This window comes from Pseudomonas syringae group sp. J254-4 (assembly GCF_032586855.1).
GTDB lineage: Bacteria > Pseudomonadota > Gammaproteobacteria > Pseudomonadales > Pseudomonadaceae > Aquipseudomonas > Aquipseudomonas amygdali.
The window spans coordinates 153,465-180,027 of the sequence record NZ_JAWHOO010000007.1 but is presented as its reverse complement, the minus strand read 5'-3'; the positions used below and the strand labels follow the sequence as shown (position 1 = coordinate 180,027).

General features: G+C 59.3%; 24 protein-coding genes and 2 pseudogenes. 19 read left to right on the top strand and 7 right to left on the bottom strand.

The features are described from left to right. Positions 1 to 149: 149 nt before the first annotated feature. Positions 150 to 422, bottom strand: a pseudogene (locus tag RYB09_RS11590) (hypothetical protein); the annotation flags it as partial. A gap of 84 nt (positions 423 to 506) precedes the next feature. On the opposite strand from RYB09_RS11590, the gene RYB09_RS11585 reads away from it, so the two are divergent. The 17 genes and pseudogenes from RYB09_RS11585 (at position 507) to RYB09_RS11505 (ending at position 13,918) form a co-directional block, all read left to right on the top strand. Beyond that, on the top strand, positions 507 to 1,136 hold the full coding sequence (locus tag RYB09_RS11585; RefSeq protein WP_003430735.1) for a DUF1780 domain-containing protein: 630 nt from the start codon (positions 507 to 509) through the stop codon (positions 1,134 to 1,136). Continuing rightward, on the top strand, positions 1,133 to 1,666 hold the full coding sequence (locus RYB09_RS11580) for an MOSC domain-containing protein (protein WP_122259820.1): 534 nt from the start codon (positions 1,133 to 1,135) through the stop codon (positions 1,664 to 1,666). Before RYB09_RS11585 ends, RYB09_RS11580 begins: the two co-directional genes overlap by 4 nt. Further along, on the top strand, positions 1,551 to 1,787 hold the full coding sequence (locus RYB09_RS11575; RefSeq protein ID WP_316888495.1) for a DUF3094 family protein: 237 nt from the start codon (positions 1,551 to 1,553) through the stop codon (positions 1,785 to 1,787). The genes RYB09_RS11580 and RYB09_RS11575 overlap by 116 nt, the downstream gene beginning before the upstream one ends. 96 nt (positions 1,788 to 1,883) lie before the next feature. Further along, positions 1,884 to 3,182, top strand: a complete 1,299-nt coding sequence (locus RYB09_RS11570; RefSeq protein ID WP_122259819.1) for an NAD(P)/FAD-dependent oxidoreductase — start codon at positions 1,884 to 1,886, stop codon at positions 3,180 to 3,182. Between the two features lie 761 nt (positions 3,183 to 3,943). After that, positions 3,944 to 5,161: a methyl-accepting chemotaxis protein gene (locus RYB09_RS11565; RefSeq protein WP_081004087.1), complete on the top strand. Its 1,218-nt coding sequence runs from the start codon at positions 3,944 to 3,946 to the stop codon at positions 5,159 to 5,161. 9 nt (positions 5,162 to 5,170) lie between these two features. Further along, complete coding sequence (locus RYB09_RS11560) at positions 5,171 to 5,539, top strand: response regulator (RefSeq protein WP_002553206.1); 369 nt, start codon at positions 5,171 to 5,173, stop codon at positions 5,537 to 5,539. 23 nt (positions 5,540 to 5,562) lie between these two features. Continuing rightward, a complete protein-coding gene (locus tag RYB09_RS11555; RefSeq protein ID WP_316888493.1) occupies positions 5,563 to 5,853 on the top strand; it encodes an STAS domain-containing protein in 291 nt (96 codons plus the stop codon). Positions 5,854 to 5,899: 46 nt separating this feature from the next. Further along, the gene (locus RYB09_RS11550) at positions 5,900 to 8,002 is read left to right on the top strand and encodes a chemotaxis protein CheA (protein ID WP_316888491.1); all 2,103 of its coding nucleotides are present in this window, start codon (positions 5,900 to 5,902) and stop codon (positions 8,000 to 8,002) included. Positions 8,003 to 8,032: 30 nt separating this feature from the next. Next, positions 8,033 to 9,688, top strand: a complete 1,656-nt coding sequence (locus RYB09_RS11545) for a methyl-accepting chemotaxis protein (protein ID WP_316888488.1) — start codon at positions 8,033 to 8,035, stop codon at positions 9,686 to 9,688. Positions 9,689 to 9,738: 50 nt separating this feature from the next. Then, positions 9,739 to 10,278: a chemotaxis protein CheW gene (locus RYB09_RS11540; RefSeq protein WP_002553202.1), complete on the top strand. Its 540-nt coding sequence runs from the start codon at positions 9,739 to 9,741 to the stop codon at positions 10,276 to 10,278. 9 nt (positions 10,279 to 10,287) lie between these two features. Then, the gene (locus RYB09_RS11535) at positions 10,288 to 11,097 is read left to right on the top strand and encodes a CheR family methyltransferase (protein ID WP_058400336.1); all 810 of its coding nucleotides are present in this window, start codon (positions 10,288 to 10,290) and stop codon (positions 11,095 to 11,097) included. Next, a complete protein-coding gene (cheD, locus tag RYB09_RS11530) occupies positions 11,094 to 11,627 on the top strand; it encodes a chemoreceptor glutamine deamidase CheD (RefSeq protein WP_003371235.1) in 534 nt (177 codons plus the stop codon). Before RYB09_RS11535 ends, cheD begins: the two co-directional genes overlap by 4 nt. Then, complete coding sequence (locus tag RYB09_RS11525) at positions 11,590 to 12,666, top strand: chemotaxis response regulator protein-glutamate methylesterase (RefSeq protein WP_004663674.1); 1,077 nt, start codon at positions 11,590 to 11,592, stop codon at positions 12,664 to 12,666. The genes cheD and RYB09_RS11525 overlap by 38 nt, the downstream gene beginning before the upstream one ends. 66 nt (positions 12,667 to 12,732) lie before the next feature. Then, positions 12,733 to 12,885 (top strand): annotated as a pseudogene (locus RYB09_RS11520) (M20 family peptidase); the annotation flags it as partial. Between the two features lie 195 nt (positions 12,886 to 13,080). Further along, entirely contained in the window at positions 13,081 to 13,278 is a 198-nt protein-coding gene (locus RYB09_RS11515; protein WP_058400333.1) for a hypothetical protein, read from the top strand. Between the two features lie 64 nt (positions 13,279 to 13,342). Beyond that, positions 13,343 to 13,519, top strand: a complete 177-nt coding sequence (locus RYB09_RS11510) for a hypothetical protein (RefSeq protein ID WP_193601051.1) — start codon at positions 13,343 to 13,345, stop codon at positions 13,517 to 13,519. Between the two features lie 174 nt (positions 13,520 to 13,693). Beyond that, entirely contained in the window at positions 13,694 to 13,918 is a 225-nt protein-coding gene (locus tag RYB09_RS11505; protein ID WP_057420527.1) for a hypothetical protein, read from the top strand. 34 nt (positions 13,919 to 13,952) lie between these two features. Here the strand turns inward: RYB09_RS11505 and RYB09_RS11500 are convergent, their stop codons facing one another. From RYB09_RS11500 to RYB09_RS11485, 4 genes are all read right to left on the bottom strand, one after another. After that, positions 13,953 to 15,569, bottom strand: coding sequence for a hybrid sensor histidine kinase/response regulator (locus RYB09_RS11500; RefSeq protein ID WP_316888484.1), 1,617 nt, complete (start codon positions 15,567 to 15,569; stop codon positions 13,953 to 13,955). A 76-nt stretch (positions 15,570 to 15,645) separates the two neighbouring features. Beyond that, positions 15,646 to 17,010, bottom strand: a complete 1,365-nt coding sequence (locus RYB09_RS11495; protein WP_316888482.1) for a TolC family protein — start codon at positions 17,008 to 17,010, stop codon at positions 15,646 to 15,648. An 11-nt stretch (positions 17,011 to 17,021) separates the two neighbouring features. Beyond that, complete coding sequence (locus RYB09_RS11490; RefSeq protein WP_058400330.1) at positions 17,022 to 19,160, bottom strand: peptidase domain-containing ABC transporter; 2,139 nt, start codon at positions 19,158 to 19,160, stop codon at positions 17,022 to 17,024. After that, positions 19,157 to 20,413 (bottom strand): HlyD family secretion protein, encoded by a 1,257-nt coding sequence (locus RYB09_RS11485; protein WP_058400329.1) that lies wholly within the window; start codon positions 20,411 to 20,413, stop codon positions 19,157 to 19,159. The genes RYB09_RS11490 and RYB09_RS11485 overlap by 4 nt, the downstream gene beginning before the upstream one ends. 249 nt (positions 20,414 to 20,662) lie before the next feature. Between RYB09_RS11485 and RYB09_RS11480 the strand changes: the two genes are divergently transcribed. Then, positions 20,663 to 20,887, top strand: a complete 225-nt coding sequence (locus RYB09_RS11480) for a hypothetical protein (protein ID WP_004658688.1) — start codon at positions 20,663 to 20,665, stop codon at positions 20,885 to 20,887. Between the two features lie 62 nt (positions 20,888 to 20,949). On the opposite strand, the gene RYB09_RS11475 is transcribed toward RYB09_RS11480, so the two are convergent. Next, positions 20,950 to 21,450: a hypothetical protein gene (locus RYB09_RS11475; protein WP_004663667.1), complete on the bottom strand. Its 501-nt coding sequence runs from the start codon at positions 21,448 to 21,450 to the stop codon at positions 20,950 to 20,952. Positions 21,451 to 21,785: 335 nt separating this feature from the next. Here RYB09_RS11475 and RYB09_RS11470 point away from each other — a divergent pair, with 335 nt between their 5' ends. After that, positions 21,786 to 24,779, top strand: coding sequence for an autotransporter domain-containing protein (locus RYB09_RS11470; protein ID WP_122259811.1), 2,994 nt, complete (start codon positions 21,786 to 21,788; stop codon positions 24,777 to 24,779). Positions 24,780 to 24,939: 160 nt separating this feature from the next. Here RYB09_RS11470 and RYB09_RS11465 read toward each other — a convergent pair whose 3' ends face one another. Next, on the bottom strand, positions 24,940 to 26,562 hold the full coding sequence (locus tag RYB09_RS11465) for an FGGY-family carbohydrate kinase (protein WP_316888477.1): 1,623 nt from the start codon (positions 26,560 to 26,562) through the stop codon (positions 24,940 to 24,942). Between the last annotated feature and the right edge of the window lies 1 nt (position 26,563).

Here is a 26,563-nt window from a genome sequence, read left to right as displayed (position 1 = left end):
CGAATGACTATCGTGCCAATGCTCCGCGTTGGCATGCAGTTCGTGACGCTCCGCGTCACAAATCTTCGCCGTTCCGCACATTCGAGGTTGGACGCAGAGCGTCCAGAAATGCATTCCCACGTGGAGCGCGGGAACGATAATGATCGTATTTACGGCTGAGGCTTCTTCAACGCAGCCCTAAGCGCATCAGCACTGCCAAACTGCTGCTGACTGACCAACTGCCCGTCGCGCAACTGTAACCACAGCACTTTATCGTCATCGCCTGCGTACTGCGGCACGATGCGCGCATCTCGATCAAGGATGACGCGATAGCGGTAATCGCGCATTTGGGGAATGGCGAACACCGTGTGGCGTGATCTCAGAACGCCTTTTGGCTTGTCCTGAAGATCCTCGATAAAAGCAGCGCCTGCGGGCATTTTTCGCAAGCGATCAAAAAATGAATTGCCAGTCTACACACCTGCATTCACTCTTCCAGTCATGGCAACTTGAACGCTAAGCTTGGCCCTATGGATGACTCAGACTACCTACGCCTGTTGACGATCCAGGCCGAACAAGCCAACGCCTTTCTTTCCAATGCGCGGAAGTGGGAGCGTGAGCGCTGGGTTTGTCAGCGCCTGTTGCAGGGGCTGAACATTGCGCATCGCAATGAGGACTTCACGCCGGCCACTCAGGAGCCTCCGGATGTGCTGTTTCGTGACGGGCGTTTCGAGGTGTTTTTTGTGCTCGATGAGGGCCGTCGTCTCAATGACGAGTGGCGCGAGGAGTTGGCGCGACGACGTAGCGCTTTTTCGTTGAGCCAGCTGGTACGTCGGGAAGCCAAGCCCAAACGGATTCCCGCCTCTGAACTGCTGCACCGACTCGCCCCTACCCTGCGCAAGAAATCCACCAATTATCGCGAACGCGGCATTGACCTGGGCGGGCTGGATATCATCGCCTTCGCCAGCCTCAAGCGCGAGGTGCTGGACCTCAACAGTCACTTTCCACCACCGACCGAGTACTTGCGTCAGGGCTGGCGTTCGTTGTCGCTGGTGGGGCCGACCTTTGCTCGGGTATTGTTCGCACATCCCGGCGCTCCGGATTTTCTGCGTACCAACCTGGGCCGCAGTGTCGTTTTCGATGTTGGAATCAGTTTATGAGTCCCTTGCAGGAACTGCTGGCCGATGTGCCTCAACAAGGCCGTGTGCGCTGGATTGGTGTGCGTCCGGAGTCGCGGGTCGAGATGATCGAACTGGACGCGGTGGAAGCGCGGCGCGAAGCGGGGCTGACCGGCGATCATTCGCGACCTGGCCCGCGCAATGCGCGGCAGGTGACGCTGATCCAGTGGGAGCATCTGGCGGTGGTCGGTTCGTTGCTGAACCGCTCTGCGGATAACCCCATCGTGCCACAGGATTTGCGGCGCAACCTGGTGATCAGCGGCATCAACCTGTTCAGCCTGAAAAACCGACGTTTCCGTATCGGCCAGGCGATTTTTGAAACCACGGGCTGGTGCCAGCCTTGTGCGCGTCTGGAGCAGCGCCTTGGTCACGGGACCTTTCAGGCGGTGCGTGGGCATGGCGGAATCACAGCGCGAGTGTTACAAAGCGGCATCATCCGCCTGGACGATGTGTTGCAGGTCGAGCCGCTGGAAATCACTGATCCCTGGCCCCCTGCCCGTCAGCACGCTTGAGACAACGCATAAATTGAGCAGTCACCTGAACCCGGAACCGCAAAGGTGTGTCGAAGAGTACCTTCAGGCAAACCGGCATCCAGTCGAGCGCAGGCCGCTCCTGATCCCGGTGTTGCCGTGATGAACCCATTTATCGAGCCTTCTGACGCTATGAGCTGCCTTGCGCTCGCGAAGATCAGGCTCCCCGCGAATTCCTTAAACCTTCCGAGTAATCCTTATGACGCATCGTATTGTTATCGTTGGTGGCGGCGCTGGCGGTCTGGAGCTGGCGACCAGCCTGGGTAAAACCCTGGGCAAGAAAGGCACGGCCAGTGTCACGCTGGTTGATGCCAACCTGACGCATATCTGGAAACCGCTGTTGCACGAAGTGGCTGCCGGTTCGCTCAACTCGTATGAGGACGAGCTGAACTACGTGGCTCAGGCCAAGTGGAACCACTTTCAGTTTCAACTCGGGCGCATGACCGGTCTGGACCGCGCCAGCCGCCAGATTCATCTGGCCGAGACGCTGGATGAAAACGGTGCCGAACTGGTTCCGGCACGCAGCCTGGGTTATGACTCGCTGGTGATCGCGGTGGGCAGCACCACCAATGATTTCGGCACCACGGGCGCGGCGGAACATTGCCTGTTTCTCGACAGCCGCAAGCAGGCCGAGCGTTTCCACCAGCAACTGCTCAACCACTATCTGCGTGCTCACGCAGGTCAGGCTGACATTGCTCAGGAAATCACCGTGGCCATCGTTGGCGCAGGTGCGACTGGTGTTGAACTGGCGGCAGAACTGCACAACGCGGCGCACGAGTTGGCGGCTTACGGGCTGGGCCAGATCAAGCCGGAAAACCTGCGCATTACCGTGATCGAAGCCGGGCCTCGGGTGCTGCCTGCATTGCCAGAGCGTATCGGCGCGCCGGTACACAAGACACTGGAAAAACTTGGCGTGACGGTACTGACCAATGCCGCGGTGAGTGAAGTGACCGCCGACGGCTTGATCACGGCCAGCGGACAGGTCATCCCAGCCAGTTTGAAAGTCTGGGCGGCGGGTATTCGAGCTCCGGCGTTTCTGCATGAACTGGATGGGCTGGAGAGTAACCGGATCAATCAGTTGCAAGTGCTGCCGACGCTGCAAACCACCCGTGACGAGAATATTTTCGCCTTCGGGGACTGCGCCGCCTGCCCGCAAAAAGGCACCGACCGCAATGTCCCGCCAAGGGCTCAGGCAGCTCATCAGCAGGCGTCGTTGCTGGCCAAATCGCTGCGCCTGCGGATCGAAGGCAAGACCTTGCCAGAGTACACCTACAAGGACTACGGCTCGCTGATCTCGCTGTCGAGCTTCTCGGCAGTCGGCAATCTGATGGGTAACCTGATGGGCAGCGTGATGCTTGAAGGCTGGCTGGCGCGGATGTTCTATGTGTCGCTGTATCGCATGCACCAGATGGCGCTGTACGGCACCTTCCGCACCCTGATGCTGATGCTGGGCAGCAAGATCGGCAAAGGCACCGAACCACGGATGAAGCTGCACTAAGGCCTGCCAGTCGAGAGACATGCGCAAGAACACCATCGTGCCCATGCTCCGCGTGGGCATGCCCTTCTGGACGCTCTGCGTCATCTCTTGAATTGACCTGTGCAGCGCAGTCCGCAAGAACACCATCGTGCCCATGCTCCAGCGTGGGCATGCCGCTCTGGACGCTCTGCGTTCTCTCTTGAATTGACCTGTGCAGCGCAGTCCGCAAGAACACCATCGTGCCCATGCTCCGCGTGGGCATGCCCTTCTGGACGCTCTGCGTCCTCCTTGAATTGACCTGTGCAGCGCAGTCCGCAAGAACACCATCGTGCCCATGCTCCGCGTGGGCATGCTGTTCTGGACGCTCTGCGTCCTCTCTTGAATTGACCTGTGCAGCGCAGGCCACAAGAACACCATCGTGCCCATGCTCCGCGTGGGTATGCTGTTCTGGACGCTCTGCGTCCTCTATTGAATTGACCTGTGCAGCGCAGAACTTGCGACGCAGAGCGTCGTGAAATGCATTCCCACGCTGGAGCGTGAGGAACGAGAGGCGTGCGGGGAGAACACTATCGTCATGCCGTTCTGGACGCTCTGCGTCCTCTCTTGAGTGAATCTCGCTCTGCACTGACTTGCAGTGCCCTGAATACCCGCTATTTTTAATCTGACCGGGCTCTGCGCGATGCGATCGGACGGAAGGCGCTCGTACAGGTATCAAGTTCGTCTGCACCGCGCAGATAACCATTGAGTCGTGTACAACGCTGCACTGTTCAGGGATCGAACCTATGATGTCGAATCATTCCAGCAGTACTCCTGCGCAAAGTCGTCCGCATTTCATCTGGTTTTCTCTGATTCCCGTCATACCTGCCGTTGCCTGGATCCTCACGCAATCCGGTACGAGTACGACCAATCTGCTTGCTTGTGCGGCACTGCTCGCTATCGGTCTCGGTGCCTGTGCACTGGCTGCCCGCACCCAGCAGAACGACGTGCGTCGCGCTGTTGCCCAAGCGCTGGACCATCACCAGGCACATAACGCTCAAACCAGCGCCATGGCCTCCCATGCACAGCTCAATGAAGTCTTTCTCGGTGCCATGCCGATCTGGGCCAAACAGGTCGAAAGTTCGCGCCAGCAGACCGAAACCGCCATTGTCGAGCTGAGCAGCCGCTTTATGGGAATTTCCGAACGCTTGCAGGAAACCGTGCAGGCCTCGCAGCACGCTGCCGGTGAGCTGGACGGTCAGAATGCCGATGGCGCTCTGAAAGTCCTGTCCCAGAGCGACAGCGAGCTGAGCCAGGTGATTGACTCCCTTAAAGCCACTCAGGCCAGCCGCGACCAGACGCTCTCCCAGGTTCGCAGCCTGACCGCCTACACAGGCGAGTTGCGCACCATGGCCGCGGACGTCGCAGCCATTGCCGCACAGACCAACCTGCTGGCCCTTAACGCCGCGATTGAAGCGGCCCGCGCAGGCGAAGCTGGCCGTGGTTTTGCCGTGGTCGCCGACGCGGTGCGCAGCCTGTCGAGCAAGTCCAGCGAAACCGGTCAGCAGATGTCGGCCAAGGTCGACATCATCAATAACGCCATCACGCAACTGGTGCAGGCCGCCTCCAGCGGTGCTGATCAGGACAGCCATTCGGTGGCCGCTTCCGAGCAAAGCATCCAGAACGTCCTGGAGCGTTTCCAGAGCATTACCGGTCGCCTGGCCGAATCCGCCGACCTGCTCAAGCAGGAGAGCTTCGGTATTCGCGACGAAATGACCGAAGTCCTTGTAAACCTGCAGTTTCAGGACCGGGTCAGCCAGATTCTCGCTCACGTACGCGACAACATCGACTCTTTGCACGCGCATCTGTTGCAAGCCAGCCAGTCCCCCGATGAGGCCGTCGCCATCGACGCCCGGCAATGGCTGGCGCGCATGGAGTCCACCTATGCGACCGACGAGCAACGCCGTACTCACCGCGGCGAATCGGCAGCACAGCAGGATTCGCAGGAAATCACGTTTTTCTAGGAGTAGATCATGGCTAAGAGTGTATTGGTGGTCGACGATTCAAGCAGTGTCCGGCAGGTTGTCGGCATCGCGCTGAAAAGTGCCGGATACGACGTTATCGAGGCCTGCGATGGCAAAGATGCACTGGGCAAGCTGACCGGGCAGAAAGTGCACCTGATCATCAGCGACGTGAACATGCCGAACATGGATGGCATCACGTTCGTCAAGGAAGTGAAGAAGCTGGCCAGTTACAAGTTCACGCCGATCATCATGCTGACCACCGAATCTCAGGAATCGAAAAAGGCAGAAGGTCAGGCGGCAGGCGCCAAGGCGTGGGTCGTCAAACCGTTCCAGCCAGCGCAAATGCTCGCAGCGGTTTCCAAGCTGATCCTGCCCTGAGATCAAGGGCCATGGAGGCCAGCATGCCAACCCCAGACGACAATCAGGCTGACGCCACCCGCGTGCAGATCGACGGCGAGCTGACGATCTACACCGTGACCGAACTCGCCGCACGTTTGCTGCCGCAGATCACTGGTGCGGCGCGAGTGGAAGTCGACTTGTTGCAAGTTACCGAGATGGACGGTGCCGGCCTGCAATTGCTGGCAGTCATCCAGCGCGAAGCCGGCAAGACCGGGACCTCGCTGCACATGACCGGGCAAAGCAAGGCAGTCACCGAAACCTTCGAGTTATGTAATCCCGGTGTCGTGCTGTAGCGCGTCCATTTGCATTATTGCCGAGTGATCGACCAAGGAAGCCATCGTGAGTATTAACCTCGATCAGGCACAGCAAACATTTATTGTTGAAGCGCGTGAGCTGTTGCAGGCCATGGAGGAATCCCTCCTGCAACTCGAAAGCGAACCCGGCGATCAGGACGCGATTGGCGCAGTGTTCCGCGCAGCGCACACCATCAAGGGTTCTGCCGGGCTATTCGGGCTGACGCCTATCGTCAGCTTTACCCACATCGTTGAAGACGTGCTCGACCGCCTGCGTGAAGGCAGCGTGTCGGTGGACGCCGGGCTGATCGCGGTGTTGCTCAAGTCCGGCGATCACATGCTTGAGTTGATCGACGTAGTGGCCAGCCGTGGCGAGCCATTGCAGCCGCCCGCTCTGGAACGCGAAGCGGCGCTGCGTCAGGCGTTACAGGTCTATCAGGCACCGGGCAATGCCCAGCCTGCTGACGAGGCGCGAGCGCCGAGTGTGATCGATGAACAGCCTGCCGAAGTGCTATGGCATATCTCGCTGCGTTTTGGCGTGGATGTGTTTCGCAACGGCATGGACCCGCTGTCGTTCCTGCGTTACCTCAATACTCTGGGGCAAATGGTTCAGGTCACCACCGTCACCGACAGCATCCCGGCGCTGGAAGCGTGGGACCCGGAATCCTGCCACCTGGGCTTCGAGATCGATTTTCGCTCGTCTGCCGGGCATGCCGCGATCAACGAAGTGTTCGACTTCGTGCGGGAAGACTGCGCCGTAGAAATCACCCCGGTGAACGAGACGCCAGACCACGTCGAGCCTACCGGCACCGAACTGGTCTCGCAAACCGAACACAGCCCAGCGGTTGCCAGCGGCGAACTGCTGGGTGACCAGCGTGCCGTGCCGCGTGCTCCTGCTGCGGCAACAGCTGTAGAACGCCCTTCTTCGGCCAGCGAGCAGAAAAACAAGGACGGCCGTTATGTGCGCGTCAATGCCGACAAGCTTGATGAGCTGATCAACCTGGTCGGCGAACTGGTCATTGCCAGCGCCGGAGCCAGCCTGCTGGCCCGTTCGTGCGACAACGACCCGCTTCAGGAAGCCAGCTCGACCGTGTCAGGGCTGGTCGAGCAAATTCTGGATGGCGCGCTGCACCTGCGCATGATCCCCATCGGCGACACCTTCAATCGTTTCCGCCGCGTAGTACGCGATGTCAGCCAGGAGCTGGGCAAGGACATCGACCTGATTATCAACGGTGCGGAAACCGAACTGGACAAAACCGTTGTCGAGAAGATCGGCGACCCGCTCATGCACCTGCTGCGCAATTCCATGGACCACGGCATCGAAAGCGCCGAAGCACGGCGCGCGGCAGGCAAGCCGGCAAAAGGTCATTTGAGCCTTAATGCGTACCACGACTCCGGCAGCATCGTCATTGAAATTGCCGACGACGGTGCGGGCCTGAACCGCGAGCGGATCCTCGACAAGGCCCAGCAGCGCGGGCTGGTGGCAGCTGGCGCAAGCCTCACCGATCAGGAGATCTACAACCTGATCTTCGAGCCCGGTTTTTCTACCGCCGAGGCCGTCACCAACCTGTCAGGGCGTGGTGTCGGCATGGATGTGGTGAAACGCAATATTACCTTGCTGCGCGGCACTGTCGACCTGGACAGCCAGCCCGGTCAGGGCACCATCGTGCGCATTCGCCTGCCGCTGACGCTGGCGATCATCAATGGTTTTCTGGTCGGTATCGATCAGTCGACTTACGTGATCCCGCTGGACATGGTTCAGGAATGCATCGAGCTGGACGAACAGAATCGTCACCTGACCCGCGACAGCGGCTACCTCGACCTGCGTGGAGAAGTGTTGCCGCTGGTCTACCTGCGTGATCACTTCAACCATGAAGGCCCGGCTGCTCGACGCCAGAACGTGGTGGTGGTGCGCTACGCCGAACACAAGGCCGGGTTGGTGGTAGATGACCTGCTCGGCGAGTTCCAGACCGTTATCAAACCGCTGGGCAAGCTGTTCGGCGCACTGCGCGGCATCAGCGGCTCGACGATTCTGGGCAGCGGTGCGGTGGCGTTGATTCTCGACATACCGGCCTTGCTCAACCAGATCGTCCAAATGGAAGCCCGCTCGACCCAGGCGCCTCAAGCTCTATTGCCCACTTCTCGCTGATGGATTTGCAATTCCCAAGGAGTTACTTCAATGAAATGGTTTTACGATCTGAAGATTTCCACCAAGCTGATTACCTCGTTCCTGGTGGTTCTGGCGTTGACCGCGGCCATGGGAGTCTTTGCCATTATCCAGCTGGGCCAGGTCAACCAGGCCGCCCAGGACATCAAGGAAAACTGGATGCCGTCCGTACGCGCGGCGTCGGGCATGCGCTTTTATGCCGCCAACTTCCGGCTGAAGGAAAACCGCCACATTGCCGCCGACTCTGCCCAGGAAAAGGCGCAGATGGAGCTTGAGGCAGCAGAATCGCGCAAACAGTTTGAAACGCGGCTGGCCACTTACGACAAGCTGATCGTCAGCGATCAGGACCGTCAGATGTTCAGTGCCGTGAGTGCCTCCTGGTCCAACTACCTGAAAGTCAGCGACAATCTGTTCGCTCTCTCCCGGCAGGGCCAGGAGGCCGAAGCGCGTGCCTTGCTGCGCGGTGAGTCCAAACTGCACTTCGACGAAGTGACCAACCAGTTGCAAAAGATGGTCGAGCTCAACGACGCCGGCGCGACTGCCGCTGGCGACAAAGGCACGAGCCTGTACGAAAGCGCGCGCATCTCGATCATTGCCGTTCTGGTTGCAGCCTTGCTGGTCGGCCTGGGTCTGGCGCTGTTCATTGCACGGATCATTTCCCGGCCACTGAAAGAGGCAGCGACTGCCGCCGAGCAACTGGCCGAGGGCAACCTGAACGCCCATATCGGGCACGGTTCCAAGGATGAAACCGGCATGGTGCTGAACGCCATGCGCAACATGGTCGGCAAGCTGTCACACATTATCGGCGAAGTGCGTAACGCCGCCGACAACCTGGCCAGCGCTTCGGAAGAAGTCAGCGCCACCGCGCAATCCATGAGCCAGGCCACCAGCGAACAGGCGGCCAGCGTCGAAGAGACCAGCGCGTCGGTCGAGCAGATGAGCGCCAGCATCAACCAGAACACCGAGAACGCCAAAGTCACCGATGGCATGGCCAGCAAGGCTGCCAAGGAAGCGACTGACGGCGGCGAATCGGTGCAGCAGACCGTCGTGGCGATGAAGAAAATCGCCCAACGCATCAGCATCATCGACGACATCGCTTACCAGACCAATCTGCTTGCCCTCAACGCGGCCATCGAAGCAGCCCGTGCGGGCGAACATGGCAAGGGCTTCGCGGTAGTGGCCGCCGAGGTGCGCAAGCTGGCTGAACGCAGCCAGGTCGCGGCTCAGGAGATTGGCGAGCTGTCGTCAAGCAGTGTGGAAATGGCCGAAAAGGCTGGCAAGCTGCTGGACGAAATGGTGCCGTCGATCAACAAGACGTCAGACCTTGTGCAGGAAATCAGCGCGGCTTCAGAGGAACAGGCTGCCGGTGTTGCGCAGATCAACACCGCCATGACCCAGCTCAATCAGGTCACTCAGCAAAACGCATCAAGCAGCGAAGAACTGGCCGCCACCGCTGAAGAGATGAGCAGTCAGGCCGAACAGCTGCAACAGGCCATGAGCTTCTTCACCCTCGATGCATCGCCAAGGGCCGTCGCACAAGGCAGCCCTGTCGACGGTCGCAGCAGCCCGAACCGCCAGCCCCCGCGCCCACCGCAACAGGCTCCGCGCAAGGCGTTTGCGCAAAGCATGGCGGGCGCCCCGGACGAATCGGAATTCACTCGTTTCTGATGACTGGCTGCTGATTGCCGGCCTCGATAGCGATTCACAGGGAGAACGACATGGGCTCATTGGTCACGACTCGACAGACCGCCACGGCGGTCGAGGAAGAGGCGCAGTACCTGACTTTCATGCTCGGTGGCGAGATGTTTGCCATCGGCATTCTGGGCATCAAGGAAATCATCGAATACGGCAGCCTGACGGTGGTGCCGATGATGCCCGCCTTCGTGCGCGGGGTGATCAACCTGCGCGGCGCTGTAGTGCCCGTGGTTGATCTGTCGGCGCGCTTCGGGCGACAGAACTCGGACATCACCCGGCGCTCGTGCGTCATCATCATCGAGGCCAGCAGCGAGGACGGCCAGCCGCAGGACATCGGCCTGCTGGTCGATAACGTCTCGGCGGTGCTGGAAATACCGGCCTCGCAGATCGAACCGCCACCGAACTTCGGTGCGCGCATTCGTGCCGACTTCATCAGCGGCATGGCCAAGGTCGACGGCAAGTTCGTCATTGTCCTTGAGGTCGATCGCGTGTTGTCTATCGATGAGATGTCCAGCCTCGCCGAGGCAAGCCAGTCGCTGCCTTCCGACGCCGACGCGACGTGAGACCTGCACATGCCTGACACAGCATCGCTCACTGATCGCGAATTCGGCCAGTTCCAGGCCTGGTTGTACAGCGCTGCGGGCATCAAACTGACGCTGGCCAAGAAAGCGCTGGTCGCCGGCCGTCTGTTCAAGCGTCTCAAGCATTACGAGCTGGACAACTATGGCGAGTATTTCAAGCTGATCATGAACGATCAGCGCAACGGCGAGCTGCAAGTGGCGCTGGACCTGCTGACCACCAACGAAACGTATTTCTTTCGCGAACCCAAGCACTTCGATTTTCTGCGTCAGCAGGTGCTGCCCAAGGTCACGCACGGCAAAATGTTCCGCATCTGGAGCGCTGCCAGTTCGTCTGGCGAAGAGCCCTACAGCCTGGCCATGACCCTGGCCGAACAACTGGGCACAACCCCTTGGGAAGTGATCGGCTCGGACATCAGCACCCGCGTGCTGAGCAAGGCGCGCAGCGGTCACTACCCCATGGAACGCACCGAGACGTTACCGCAACCTTTGCTGTTCAAATACTGTCTGAAAGGCATAGGTCGCCAGGAAGGAACCTTCCTGATCGACAAGTCGTTGCGCAGCCGGGTCAGTTTCGTGCAGGTCAATCTCAATGACACCCTGCCGGATCTGGGCGAGTTCGACGTAATCTTCCTGCGCAATGTGATGATTTATTTCGATCAGGAAACCAAAAGCAAAGTGGTGGCGCGGTTGATCCCGCGTCTCAAGCCAGGAGGCTATTTCATCATCAGCCACTCAGAAAGCCTGAACGGTGTAAATGACATGTTGAAAATGGTCTCCCCTTCGATTTACCGCAAACCATGAACACGCCTGTCGGTGTAGCCGAAATAGTGCTGGGGCCTGGCGAAGTGGTCTTTCAGACCCGGCCGACTCGCCTGCGCACGTTGCTGGGTTCATGCGTGGCGATTACCTTCTGGCACCCGTGGCGGCGTATTGGCGGCATGTGCCACTTCATGTTGCCCGGGCGCATACGCAGGCATCAGCCACTGGACGGCAGGTACGCTGACGAAGCGATGGAAATACTCATTCGCCATGCGCTGGCCAATGGCACCCTGCCGGAGGAATATCAGGTCAAACTGTTTGGCGGCGGCGAAATGTTTCCAGCTCATCGCCATGACCCGCACATGCAGAACGTCGCTGACAGCAACGTTCATGCGGCGCTTGCGCTGGCCGAACAGCACCGCTTGAAGCTGATGGCTCAGGATCTGGGCAGCACCGGCCATCGCAGCATCATCTTCGACCTGTGGGACGGAAACGTATGGGTCAGGCACCAACCAATGGAAGCAATGGAAAAAGATGCCAAACAAAAAAATCAGCGTACTGCTGGTCGATGATTCGGCCGTCGTTCGCCAGGTACTCGTGGCCATTCTCAACGACACCCCCGATATTCACGTCATGGGCGCGGCGTCGGACCCGATATTCGCCATGGCCAAGCTGGCTCAGGAATGGCCGGACGTCATCGTGCTGGACGTGGAAATGCCCCGCATGGACGGCATCACCTTTCTCAAGAAGATCATGAGCGAACGGCCAACGCCAGTGGTGATCTGCTCGTCGCTGACCCAGAAAGGCGCAGAAACTTCGTTGCAGGCGCTGTCTGCCGGGGCGGTGGAAATCATCACCAAACCTACCACCGGCCTGAAGAACTTCCTCATTGATTCAGCCGCCGAGCTGGTCGCGGCAGTCCGCGCAGCGGCGAACTCCAACGTCAAAAACCTCGGTAAGCGCACGGCTCCGCCCGTTCTGGCCCCGGCAAGCAAACTCACCGCAGACGCCATTTTGCCCGCAGCCAGCGGTCACGCCATGGCGCAGACCACCGAGCGCATTGTGGCCATCGGCACCTCGACCGGCGGCACTCAGGCACTGGAAGCGGTGCTGACTGCCCTGCCCAGAGTCTGTCCGGGCATGGTCATCGTTCAGCACATGCCGGAAAAATTCACGGCCTCGTTCGCCGAACGTCTCAACGGCTTGTCGCAGATCGAGGTACGCGAAGCCAGAAACAACGACCGCATCCTGCCCGGCCTGGCCCTGATTGCGCCCGGCGGCAAACACATGATGGTCACTCGCAGCGGTGCCTATTACCACGTTCAGGTCATCGACGGCCCACTGGTCAACCGCCACCGCCCTTCAGTGGACGTGCTGTTTCGTTCGGTGGCCAAATTCGCCGGCAAGAATGCTACGGGCATCATCATGACCGGCATGGGCGACGACGGCGCACGCGGTTTAAAGGAGATGCTTGATGCCGGAAGCTCGACAGTGGCTCAGGATGAAGCCAGTTGCGTCGTATTCGGCATGCCCAAGGAAGCCATCAAACTGAATGCTGCGCAGAGGATCATGCCACTACAGGAAATTCATCAGGCGATATTGCACCGATGAGATTGGAGGAGCGCCCTGGCTTGGGAACATATCAAGGTCAGGTTCGCCCGCATCATCGTGAAGACAGGCTCAGGAGAGCCGAGCATGGCCCACAAGGTGGATGAGTATCGTGAGGTCAGCAAACTTCAACAGTGCGTCGAGCTGTATGCCGGTTTGATCGAAGACTGGGCAAACACTCAATCCACTGCTGCAGCGCAACACACTAACGCCTCACAATAATAGCCTTTTAATATCAAGCCACTGTCTTAGCACACTTGTACTATTTCTTTAGCGTGCACACTGGTTAAGTATTGTAACGACCATTAACACGTATCAGGCAATGACTGAAATGCCTGTAAAGCGCTAATGGCTTACTGACCAGAAACTTTGAAATAACACGACAAAAGGTGATTTCAAATGAATAAGGAATTAATGATGCGCGAACTCAATAATGAAGAACTGGCACAGATCGGTGGCGGTATGACGGTAGGAGAAGGCGTGACAGCCATAGGCGTAGTAGCCGCTGCTGCGGCGCTGGCTCCGGTGACTGCCGTCGGTGCGGGTGTCATATTGGTCGGCGTGGCAGGGGCCAGCGCGATTGACGCCTTTCAGACCTACCAGATGGCGCAGTAACACGCCTTGCCATTCCGGGCGGGCAGCGCAGTGCAGGCACCTGCCGGGAAAACAGGAGAACATTATGATGACCGATCGTCATAAGCTCTTTGGGAAAACCGTCAATTCGTCGGGACTGTTCTGGCTGGCAGCGCTTGCGTTTCTTATTGCCGCCAGTCTTGATTTTCAATGGCATTACATTGGCCTTGCCGGCATGTTTACAGCGGTGGCCGCCATCGCTCGGCGTCGGCAGGAAACCTGATCAGCCCAGACTCATGATGAATGACTTGATCATCTAACGTCTTGCAAAGGTTGGTCCGGCTGCAAAACTCACAGACCGCCAGCCTCTGGATACAACTTATTGCACACGAGGATCAAGCCACCCGACCGCCAACTCGGTTTACCGTATTTTTCAATAATGACCACGAGGTTTGACATGATTATCCGCAATCAGAAAACCACTGGAACCACCGTCGACAATTATTCGGTTCATGCTCATGAACTGACAGACGCCGAGATGTACAGCGTCTCCGGTGGTGCCGATTTCACCATCATGCCGGTGCCTGGCATTGGTGTGATCAAACCGGACCCGATCTGCGTGTATCCATTCCCTGACGTGCCCCCGCCGTCGGATATTCGCGGGCCATTCATTACTGCCTGATGCCCCGTTATTCCCTGGCCCGTGTGCACGCAGGTCAGGGAATACTCATCCGCCGCTCGCGAATCGAGAGCAGGTTCAGGCGCAGTTCCGAAGGCCGCAACGGCTTGGACAACACTGAAACTTCCGCGCCCTGCATTGACTCAAGCACGACTTCCACTTCCCGCCCGGTAACAATCAGCGCAGGCACGTCCCAGCCACGGGCAGCTCGTATGCCCTCAATGCAGTCCAGGCCGTTGGCCACTGTGCCCAGATCGTAATCGGCGACGATAATATCGCAATGAGTGGTCAGCCCCTCCGCCGATCGGGCGGTCTGCACTTCGCATCCCCATCGTTCAAGCAGCGCTGCGGTGGCCATCAGAACGTTCTGGTCGTCCTCCACCAGACACACCCTGACCCCTTTGAGCAGGCTCTCGCCCAATGCCTTCTTGGGTACCACCCGAACAGGCGCGCTCACTTCTTCAAGCCCATGAATGGTGACCGTAGTCCCGCGGTCTATTCGCGAGACAATCGCGATTTGCACATTGAGAATCTGGCTGAGCCTTTTGACGATGGACAACCCCAACCCGACGCCCTCCACGTCTTTGTCGCGCACATGGCGGATGCGGTAGAACTCGTCACAGACCCTGGGCAGATGTTCGGCAGCGATACCCCGGCCCTGGTCATACACACTGATCGACAGACGCCCAGCATGGCTGCGCACACCGATCAGCACCGGGTGATCAGGGGCATATTTGAGCGCATTGGAAATGATGTTCTGCACCATCGTGGCGAGCAACGTGGCATCGACCCTGACCCAGCGTCGACAAGGTCGCACCCGAAGCTCTACACCGGCCCAGCGGGCAGCCGCAGTGTTCTGATGAGCGACTTCATTGAGCATGTCACCCAGATTGACCACATCCGACTTGGCTGAAACCTTGCCGCTGTCCAGCGTGTAAATGTCCAGAATCGAGCGAAACAGCTGCGACACGTTGTGCAGGGAGCGATCGATGTTATCGACCAGTTGACGCTCATAATCGCCCAGCGGGCTTGATCGCAGGCAAGCGGTAAACATGCCGATGGAGTGGATGGGCTGGCGCAGGTCATGGCTGGCCTGAGCCAGAAACCGCTCCTTCTCGCGATTGGCCACGGTCGCCTGCTCTGACGCCTCGCGAGCCCTCACCAACAGAATGTGCGCATAGCCAGGCACCAGAATAGTGACGGCGACGAGCATCAAAACCATAAATGGCTGCGCCTGCCAGTACGGCGTCAACTGATAGATGACCAGTATCGCCAACAAGGCCAGGGACGCCGCAATTGCAAGATATCGCGAACCAAAGCGCATGCCGTTGCCTAGAGTGACCCAGACCATCACGCTGAAAACCGGCAGTGTTGCCTCCCCGCCAACGATCAGTCCGACGGAAATGGCAGTGTAGTCATGCACCATCCCGAATACACGGCGCAACGCAAACACACCTGGATAGCTGATGATGTGCTGGCGCAAGACCAGAGAAACCACCAGAAAGCCCGCATAGTAGAAAATGATGGGCTGATAGGTGGCAACCTTGAGCCCCGGCAGAAGACCAATCAACGATACATAGCTGATCGCAAACGTCGCCACGATCAACCGCAAGGTAGCCTGATCCAGTTCAGCGTTTTTCTTTCGGTCTTTCATGGACGCACCTCGTTGTGCAGCGAGCGCAGTACATTCTTGCGTCCATGCAGTCGATCACGCGGGGCCTGGAACGGCATCAGTCGCCGATGTTCAGGCTGCCAAGGTCAGATGCCAATTGCAGCTTGGCGTTATGCCAGTTGACCAGAGACTCCACGCGTTTCTGAGTCGCCGCGCTCAGATCGTTTTGCGAGCGCAGAAGCTCAAGAATACTGCCAACGCCTGCTTTGTAACGACCCTGGGCAATTTCGTAAGACTTGCTGGCACTCTCGACAAAAAGACGACTGATTGCCAGCGCCCTCGTTCTGGACTCCAGGGTCTGTCGACTCTTCCAGACACTGAGCGCAATACTGTTTTCAACCTCGTGCAGGGCCTGTTCGCGGGCGGCGCTTTCGTAACGGGCGGCCCGCGCTCTGCGCCGATTGAGAAAGCCATCGAAAATCGGCACCGTAATTTGCACACCGATGGTCCAGGTGTTCACCTCCTGACGGGTTGAAACCTGCTCGATAGGCGTGTCCTGGCGGCTGTAATTGCTGAACAGCGACACCGTCGGCAGCCCCTGGGCTTTTGCCGCATCGGCCTTGGCCTGGCTCGCCGCCCAGTCGGCGCGGGCCTTTTCGATAGCCGGGTGGGACGCCCTGGCCTGCTCCATCAGGCTATTGACGTTGCCCAGAAACACTCCTTCATCGGCCCCTGGCTCATCCAGCTCAACCAGCTTGAGCGGTGCCGACGGCGACAACCCCAGCTGACTGGCCAACTCGCCTTGCACCGCTGCCAGATCGCCCTCCGCCATGACCCTGTTCAATTGTGCTTCGGCATAACTGGATTGAGCCTGGAGACGATCCGTCTGCTCGCCGGCACCCTCGCGATACTTTGCGTCAGCGGCTTTCAGACTGTTGGCCGCCAGACGCTCGGCGCTGATTCTGGCGTGCAACAGCGCCATGTTCGCCTGCACTTGATAGAACACCCGGGCGGTGGCAAGCATCGACTTCTGCACCTCTTCGATCCGGCTGCTACTGGCGACATTCAACAACTGCCGGGCGCTTTCGACTTTGGCGGCGCGCAGACCAAAGTCGAACAATACCCAGCTCAGGTTGAGGCCGTAGACGCTGGTGTTGGAGTTCAACCTGGAGTCGGCTTCTGGAAAACCCGGGTAGCGCGTGGTCTTGCCAGCCCGCCCCTTTTGAAACTGCCCCTGCACGGTCGGATAGTAAGCCGAATGCTCGGCATCCAGGTCAGCCTGCCGTGCCAGCTCGGTCAGCCACACCTCACGCAATTTCGGATCGGCACACAGCGCGACAGACACGGCCGTTGCCAGACTCAATGCGTCTGGCAGACGACTGGAGCCGGGGCATGCGTCCACACGGGCATCGGCCATGCACAACGACGCCATTAACAGGCAAAACGCGCTCAACAGACACTGCCAGCCAGCGCAACGAATCATGCCCCGCCGCCTCACGCTGAAGGAGCCTCATTCAGCACCGGGCCATCGTAGGCAACCCGGCCTTGCGCAAGCGCCACGACCCGATCCGCCGTGCGGATGGTTTCCGGGCGGTGGGCAACGATGATGCGGGTGATGTTCAGCGTCTGCAGCGCCTGATTGACCGCGGCTTCCCTGTTGATGTCCAGGTGGCTGGTCGCTTCATCGAGAAACAGGAGTTGCGGGCGCTTGTAGAGGGCGCGGGCCAGTAGCACCCTTTGCTTCTGCCCACCGGACAGTACCGTGCCCATGTCGCCCACCAGCGTGTTATAGCCCATCGGCATCTGCGCAATATCATCGTGGACTGCAGCCAGATGCGCGCATTGCTCGATCCATTTCTGATCAGCACCGGTCTCGAAAAAGCTGATGTTGTCGCCGATGGAACCGGCGAACAACACATCGTCCTGAAGCACCGTACCGGTGATACGGCGCAGCCTGCCGATGTTTTCCGGCCCGACAGGCAAGCCATCCAGCAGAACACTGCCTGCGCAGGGCGCCAGAATGCCCAGCATGACATTGAGCAAGGTACTTTTACCGCCCCCCGAGGGACCGACGATGGCTACCGATTCGCCTGCGCGGACATGAATTGACACGTCGTCCAGCACATACGGCTCGTGCTCGGAATAGCGAAAGCGCAATTGACGCACTTCAAGGCTGGGCACCCTGTCGTTGCACGCGTCATCAAACGCATCCGGACCGGCAATCGGCTCGGCATCGTGCAGCACGATGTCGGCGAGCCGCTCACCGTGCAGGCGCAACATGATCACGTCGACAATCTTGTCGATCAGACCGGCCACCCGACCGTTGAACTGCTCCTTGTACGAGTTGAACGCAATCAGCATACCGGCGCTGAATTGCCCTTCCAGAACCAGTCTGGCACCCATCCAGATAACAATGATCGTGACCAGCCCGAACAGCACGCCGTTGAAGGCCCGATAGGCGAGTTGCAGTTTTTGCGGGTGCAGACCGGCATTGATTTCCTCGACCAGTAAAGCGCTCCAGGCACTGCAACGCTGTTCATGCCGATTGAACAGCTTGATGGTGCGCACACCGCGCGCGCTTTCCAGAAAGTGCGACTGCTGGCGAGCAGCATGGACCAGCTGGTTCTCGCTGGCACGCCGCAACGGCCCGAACCAGATCCAGCGCGCCAGCCCGTAGATAATCATCGCCACCACAGCAACAAGCGCCAGTTTCGGGCTATAGGCAATCATCAGCCCCAGCGTGACGACTGTCATCAGCCCGTCCAGCAGGGCCTCAATGAACGATGTGGTCACGGTCTGCTGGATGGCCTTCAGAGAACCGAAGCGCGAGACGATATCGCCCAGATGGCGACGCTCGAAAAATGCCACCGGCAAGCGCAGCAGATGGGTAAAGACATTGATCTGCCACTGTGACCCGAGCATCGTGCCCAAGTACATCAGCGCCCAAGCACGGGCCAGCGCAACAGTGTGCTGAATGATCAGCAATAGGCCAAAGCCGATCGCCAGCACCGTCAGCAGGTCCAGGTCTGCGCTGACCAGCACCTTGTCGATAACGGTCTGCATGAAAAACGGGCTGAGGATTGTGCACAGCTCCAATGCCAGGGCCAGAAGCAACACCTGCGTCAGCACCCGGCCAAAGCCCTGTACTCGTCCCAGCAGTTTGCGCAGCGGGATCGGCGGCTGTGCAGCGGCGGGCTGAAAATCACTTTCCGGCCACAACTCCAGTGCCACGCCGGTAAATGCTGCCGACACCTCGTCAAGCGTCAGCTTGCACACGCCACGCCCCGGATCATGCACCACCACACCGCGTGCGTTGACCTCCTTGAGCACTACGAAATGGTTGAAGTTCCAGTGCAGCACGCAGGGCAACTGCAACTGACCGAGCGCATTCAGCTCGACCCGCAACGCACGGCTGCCCAACCCGAGCCGCGCCGCCATGTGGGTCAGTTGCTTGAGGTTGACCCCTTTCATTGAGGGCGAGAGACGTTGCCGCAACGACAAGAGGTCACTGTGCTGGCCGTGATAACTGGCGATCATGGCCATGCACGCCAGGCCACATTCAGTGGCTTCGGCCTGGAGCACAACCGGCAGCTTTCTCCCCACACCAAAAGCGAAGGTATTTCTCAGGTTCAAAGCCGCTTTCCTATTCCGCGCAAAGGCTCCAGCATCCATTCATAGAGCGGCAGCCTTTCCTGCATGATGTCGGCGTCCAGTTGCATGCCGGAACGCAAGCGCTCGTGCATGCCCTGGCCGTCGATGGTTTGAGACGCCAGGGCAACCGTGACCCGGTAGAAAGGCCCCTGTTCACGCATCGGCTCGGAAACGTTGCCCAGGGTCATGACTTCATCGGCCGGCAACGCGGTACGCGAGATCGATGACACCCTGCCCGGTTGCAGTCCAAAGCGTTGATAGGGATAGGCCTGGTAACGCAACATCACCGTGTCACCAGTGCGCACGAACCCCACGGAGCGGCTGGGCAGATACAGTTCGGCGTGCAGTTTTGCGTCGGCAGGCACAATGCTCAGTAACGGTCGCGTACTGTCGACTCGTGATCCATTGGAGACCGCGATCGCCGTGGCCTCACCCAGCGTCGGTGCGGTGATGAAAATCTCTCGTTTGGTTTCACTTTCGATCAAGCGGTCCTGATTCTCGGCCAGCCTGCGTCGCAGATCGGCAAGCTGCTTGCTCTGGTTGAACGGCAGCTCGACCAGTTCCGCCCGCAGCCTGGTGCTTTCGGCACGAACCGTCAGCAGCGAGCGATTCAGCTCTTCGCCCCGCAGGCGCATGTCCAGAACTGCATCCTGCTTTTCCTGAAGCTGATCACGGGACACGTAGTCCTGGCGTTGCAGGTTGGCGTAGCGCTCGGCAAGGCCCTTGGTCAAAGCCAGCCGCTGACGCGTCAGGTCGATCTGCGCGAGTATTTTCTGCTGCTCGGTTTCAAGCGCCGCGACCTGACGTTTCTTGCCCTCCAGCTCCTGAAGATGCAGAGCGAGCGTCTCGTCGATTTCCTGAGCGAGGCTTTCCTGACGACGTTTGATCGACAGGCTGATCGCCCGTTGCGCGCCACCCGCCTCACCGCTTTGTGTGTCGCTGGACAAGGCCATCAGCACAGCGCCGTCTGCAACCTGTTGCCCCTCGACGATGTCGAGCCGGGTGATCACGCCAGCTTGTGGTGAGTAGATCCTGATCAGGCCGGTTTCAGGCAGCAGTACGCCGCTTGCGGCTGTACGTTTGGTGTAGGTGGCGAAGGTCAGGAACAGGCCCATGCTGATGCAAAACAGCAACGCCACCGCAGCGGCCAGCCTCATCGATAATGGACTGACCAGCAAAACCGTCCCCAACGTACTGCGCTTTTGCGCATCAAGCGCTTCAGGTCGAAAGAGCATGAATGACCATCGCTTCAATCATCAGGAATGCTCCATAAAACAGGCACCACAAACGGACCACGCATTACAGTCCTGACGACAACTAACCTCAATAGCACACATGAACTAATGGCCAAAAGACACACTAACGAATAGCTCATTTGTGCTATTGAGGTGTGTGTAAGCGGTGACTTTAATGGTGTTGTCTTCCGTCGTTCAACGGTACGGAAGCCCTGATTTATCAATGACACTTTCAGAGGAAACAACGCCATGACTCAAGCAGTGAACCCACAACAGGCACATAATGCGCTTCCTGCCGGACCAGCACTTCGAGTGCTGAACGAGACCGAGTTGAGCCAGGTCGGCGGTGGTATTGAATTCAGCGCATTTGGTTACACCTTCGCAGGCGGAGAGTCGTTTGCGCCAGGTTTCAATTATGCATCCATCACCAACTCGCGGGGTATTCCGGTTTATTACACAACCTGGCAGAACTGACAGCGTTATCAATGCGCGGCTTACAGAACCCGGACATTGTCCGGGTTTTATGCTGACGGCTTCTATTTCTGAAGTGTGAATTCGGCTTTGTCAAAAGACAGCCAGCAAGCATCATTGTCGGTCCACTTTGATTCACTGGTGCCCAACACACCTTTCACAAGAACCCTGTCGCCCTTCTTGAAGCTGCTTATTTTTTTCTTGTTGACCAACAGGTCATCACGGGTCAAGCCCTGGCCCGTGCATTTGGGATTGGACGGATCGCTGAAGATGACCGCAATCTGATTCTGACCGACCGCCGTCCCGGTTTTAGTAATGCGCTGTACGACGCCAGGAATGATCAGTGTTTGAGCGTCCCATTTCTCTTTCGCGGTGACCTCATTGGTCTGCCAATCGCGCCATATTTCTGTCAAGGTTGTTTCTCTGGCTTCGGCCAGCCCTCTGAAATCCCCGCTCAGTACATCACCCGTTTGATCAAGAACGCCATTGGTCATTGACATGGCCTGATCAAGCCCCGCACACCCAGACAATGCCAGAATCAACGGAAACAAGGCTACACTTTTCATTCACACACTCCACTGACTGGCACACCAGGCACCTAACGCTGCCACTCATTATTTAAATAATTAACGTCGAATAACTTCGCACGCAACCGTAGTCACGGCGCAACAGAACATCAATAGTACAGATGCACTAAGTCATCACTGGCCAACTGATTAAACCGGACATTACTGTGTGCCACTAGTGCATACGCGTACGTGCCACTAGTACATGCGTGCTATTTCCATTCAACCTTCGCCTCTCAATACTCCCGTTGTTGGCACCCCGCCGAACGGAAACGCCTAAGCCCTCAGGGCTGGCAGCCACCCCTTGTGGTCTTTATGGAGTATCTGGAGTCGCTATGAACCCCTTATTCAAACTATCCCCGCTTGCTTTTGCGGTTACTCTTGCACTGCTTCCAGATGCTCAGGCAGCGGATTACGTTCTTACCAATGGTCAGGAAACCTTTAACAGCGACCGCGTCATTGATGGCTCGATCGAGGTGCGGTCAACTGACGGCAACTCTTCCAGCCTCACCATCAACAGTGGCGCAACCGTGACCAGCGAAGGCGGCAACATTGTTGGCCAAGCCAGCAGTACCGGCGTCAACCCGGCCCAGGCCAGCGTCATAGTCGAAGGGGCCGGTTCGCGCTGGGTAGTACCGCGTACCTCATTTGTACTGGGTAACACGATCGTTGTCGGTGGGGTCGGTCAAGGCGACCTGAACGTGCGCAACGGGGGTCAGGTGTCGGTGCGGGATCTGGATCTGGGTGATGTCAACGGCGCTCGCTCCAACGCATTTTCAAACGCGCAGTTGCTGGTGAGTGGCCAGAACTCCCTGGTCGACGCGGTCAATATCGAAGCCGGTGGGGTGTTTGTCTACAGGTCGAGCATAACGGCCAATGATGGTGGCAAGATCAACAGCCAGCAGGTAGACATCGACTCCGTCGTCAATCTTTCCGGCGCCGGAACCCGCTGGGACAACAGTGGCGCGTTCAGAAACAGAAACAACCTTACTCTCGATAACGGCGCAGTACTGACCACCGACTCGCTCTTACTGGGTTCGGCCATCATCGGCCGCAGCAATCAGGTGAGTATTTCCGGACAAGGCACCCGCCTGGCAGCGCAAAGCATGACGCTCGGCACCAGTGACTCTCGCACTTACCTGACGCTGTCCGACGGTGCCGAGCTGAGTTCTACCAACGGTATTCTCATCAGCACCATCAGCAGCATCAACAATCCGACACGCGGCACGCTTGCTGTGGGCGGTCCGGTCGTGACCGACCCCAACCGTACCGATATCGATTCGACGACTGCCGGAACAGCTCAGGCGGCCGGCCGACTGGACCCGCAAACCGCCATTAATTTCGGCACCGGCAACGGGGGGCATTTGGCGTTCAACCATACCGATACTGATCTGCAGGTTGCCAACACGCTGAACGGAACGGGCCGAGTGTATGCGTTCAACGGCAATACCACCTTGAGCGGCGACCTTACCGGGCTGGCCGGCAGCGTCGTTGTGCGCGGCGGGCGACTGGTGCTGTCGGGGAACGTCGACCAGGTCAATCAGCGCGGCAATACAGCCACGACCCAAAGCCTTTCGCGGTTTAACGTAGGCAACGGCACCCTGGTGGTCAACGGTATTGCCGGGCGCACCGAGTTCGGGACGTATACCAACAGCGCCCAGGTACTGGACGGAGGTGTTCTGGCCGGCGTCGGTCAGGTGGGTACTACGCAGGTAGCTTCCGGCGGTACCCTGTCGCCCGGCGAAAGCGCCATAGGTGCGCTGACCATACAAGGCGACCTCGACATGGCCGCTGGCTCACGTTACGCCGCGGACATCGCAGGCGACGGTAGAGCAGACAAGATCAACGTCAGCGGCACAGCCACCCTGCGCGGTACGCAGGTCAACGTGACTGCGCTGGATCCTGCGCAAAGCTATCAGAGCGGCAGAACTTACACCTTGCTCTCTGCTCAGGGCGGTGTGGTCGACGGTGCCGCCGCAGGGACCGCCTATGCCCAGGCGCTGACCAACTCGGCGTTCCTGAATGTCGGACTGCAGCGTACCGCCAATGATCTGAACCTCACCATCGAGCAAAAAAGCGTAGAGCCGACACCTACGCCAACCCCGACTCCAACTCCAACACCGGAGCCAACTCCAACTCCTGAGCCGACACCAACACCAGAGCCTACACCTACGCCCACTCCAGAACCCGCACCAACACCAGGCATCTTTCAGACGGTCATGCTGACTCAAAACCAGTTCAATACCGCTGGCGCGCTGAGCGTACTCGAGCAAAGCGGTGAGCCCCTGCGCCTCTACAACAACCTGCTGGTTCTGGATGCCGAAAGCGCTCGCAACGCAGCCGATCAACTGTCTGGCGACTACCTTGGCAGTACTTCAACAGCCCTGATCGCCAATAGCCAAGTGGTGTCCGGAGTGTTGGGCACCCGCATGCGTAATCTGCTGGATACGGGAACATTGCGCATGCCTGCCATGGCACTCAATCTGATGCCAAGCACACCGACCACGCAAAACGGTGCCTGGGTGCAGCCATTCGGCAACTGGACCAAGACAAGCGGCAATAACGGTGCCGGTGGTCTGCACCAAAGCACTGGCGGCCTGCTGTTCGGGGCCGATGGTAGCTTCACACCGGATTGGCGCGGTGGCGTCTACGCTGGCTACAGCCGTTCGAAGTTCGACGCCGATGACAGCGATGCAGACGGTCACAGCGACAACTATCATCTGGGCCTCTACACCGGTGGCCAGATCGATACCCTGCGCCTCAGTGCTGACGTCGGTTACACCTGGCACAAGCTGGAGAGTGAGCGGAATGTGGCGTTTGCCGGATTCAGTGATCACTTGACCGGCAAGCGCAACGCCCAGTCGCTGCAGGCAAGTGGTGAGGCGGCCTACCGCATACCGGTCGGCAGCATGGCTCTGGAGCCTTTCGCCGGTCTTTCCTACGTGCGCTACGACGCCAAAGACCTGCACGAAAAAGGCGGGCCAGCCGCACTGGACGTGTCCAGCGATAAACAGGACACCTTCTTCTCGACACTGGGTCTGCGCGCGTCGTCGAGCATCAATGTGGCGAACGTCAATACGCAGGTTTACGGCTCAGTAGGATGGCGACGCGCCTACGGTGACCTGGACCCGCGCAACGTCCAGTCTTTCGCCGGCGGTCCAGTCTTCGAAGTGCAGGGCGTCGCTCAAACGCGCAACACCGCCTTGACTGAAGTGGGCGCGAAACTGCGCTTGAACAGGCAGACCGATCTGGACCTGTCCTACCAGGGGCAGTTCGGTACCGACACGCGCTTCCATTCGGTCAATGCAGGCGTGACCGTTCGCTTCTGACCGTAGTTGTAGCGCTCGGCGTTATACACAAGTCTGCTCTCGATTCTGGCCGGAGGCCGTGGGAGCAAGCTTGATCGCCAAGGGTCCAGTACAGCACCGAAAACGGGGCGTCTGGACCCTTTTTTGTTGAGCAGGCTCATCACGGACTTCAGGGTCGAACTCACTCTCGAATGAAGATAGATCGTACTTCTCGTTCAGCTGCCTGAAGAACCTCGAACGCAGCGTAGCGCCTGCGATGCTGGTCTGCGAGCGCTCCCTGTACCGGTGTAAACACGCGGTCCAGGCTCGCCATGCGTTCCATGACATCAAGCAGACGTAGACCCGCTTCAGCAGCAACGGCACCCAGCATGGCCGCCCCTCGCAATACCGGTTCCTCGGTATCACTAACCGCCACCGGTACACCGGTGGCATCGGCAAGCAACTGCCGGACGAAATCGCTCTGGGCTGCACCGCCACTGGCAACGATCAGCTCGATAGGGATACCGTCACGCGCCAAGGCTTCGAGCAGTTGCCGCAGACCGTAGGCGATGCCGCAGAGGCCAGCGACGTATAAGCCGGGAAGTCCCTCCAGCTCCCGATCCAGGGTCAGCCCAGCGAGCACCGCACGGGCATCGGGATCAGCGAACGGCGAACGGTTACCGAGGAATTCGGGCACCACGTGCAGACCGTCGGCCAGGTTCAGCGCCGCGCTGCCGAGGGGCGCCACCTGAGCTTCGAGCCAGGCAAGCAGCGTCTGGCCCTGTCGCTCGGCCGTCTCGCGTGCTTCTCCTACTGCCGGATGCAGAGAGACCAGGTGATCGATGGCCGACCCCGCCGCCGACTGCCCGCCCTCGGTGAGCCAGAGCCCCGGCAGCATAGCCGAGTAATACGGGCCCCAGACGCCATCGACGTAGGCCGGCACCGGACTGGATGCCATGGAGCAGGCCGAGGTGCCGAAGATATAGGCCAGACGCTGCGTGACCGCCGTCTGCCCATCGGGGGAGGCACCGCCGAGGGAGCCGACCCCGCCAGCATGGGCGTCGATCAGCGCCGCGCCCACCGCCGTGCCCGGCAGCAGGCCGAACTCGGCTGCCGCGCTCGGGCAGAGCCCTTGGCCCAAGGGCGTACCGGGTTCGACGATGCGCGTGCCAAGCCGTACGAAACCTTCTTCTGCCAGTTCGCCAAGCCCTATGGTCTCGAAATAGGAGGCGTCCCAGCGTTGCTCGTGGGCCAGATAGGTCCACTTGCAGGTGACGGTGCAGGCCGACCTCGCCAGGTCGCCGGTGGCACGCCAGGTGAGATAGTCTGCCAGGTCGAAGAAATGCCCGGCGCGGTCGAAAGCCTGTGGCCGATGACGTTTGAGCCAGAGCAGCTTGGGCGTTTCCATCTCCGGCGACATGCGCCCCCCTACGTAGCGCAGTACCGGATGGCCAGTCGCGGTGATCTCGATCGCCTCCGCCGTGGCGCGATGATCCATCCAGACCATGACATTGCGCTGGTCGTCGCCTGAGTCGCCGACGCCGACCGGATCGCCCGCGGCCGTTACCACCACCAGCGAGCAGGTGGCATCGAAGCCGATGCCAGCGATAGCCTCGGCCCCGACGCCAGCCTTGTCCAGCGCGCCGCGGACGCTGCTGACAATGGCCTGCCAGATCTGCTCAGCCGACTGCTCGACCCGCTGTCCACCGCCATGCCAGATCTCAAGCGGAGCCTTGGCCGCGGCAAGCAGCCGCCCGCTGGCGTCGAACACGCCTGCCCGCGCGCTGCCAGTTCCCACATCGACACCTATGAAATGTCGGCTCATG